This window comes from Pseudoneobacillus rhizolycopersici (genome assembly GCF_054786815.1).
The window spans coordinates 1-272 of record NZ_JBTOOE010000100.1; the positions used below are offsets into that span (position 1 = coordinate 1).

Genomic DNA, 272 nt, shown 5'->3' on the forward strand with positions numbered 1-272 from the left:
CGAGCCGTCGACCGAAGCCGAGAAGCTGACCTTCTCGGCAGCGGATAGCCGAAGAATGGAGGCATTCGCCAGAGAACAGCGGATAGCGGTGAATACGCTGTTTCAGACCGCTTGGGCGCTGCTGTTAGGCACCTACAGCGGCCGCAAGGACGTTGTCTTTGGCACGGTCGTATCAGGCAGGCCGCCAGATCTTACCGGAGCGGATCAGATGGTCGGGCTCTTCATTATTAGTCTGCCAGTACGCATTGCATACACGGGCGAAGAGAAAATTA

Annotated in this window: 1 protein-coding gene; it reads left to right on the plus strand. The window is 57.0% G+C overall.

The window, feature by feature from the left end; genetic code table 11:
- Positions 1 to 272, plus strand: a 272-nt coding sequence (locus ACX9YW_RS23010) for a condensation domain-containing protein (RefSeq protein ID WP_460351048.1), incomplete at both ends; no start/stop codon positions are given.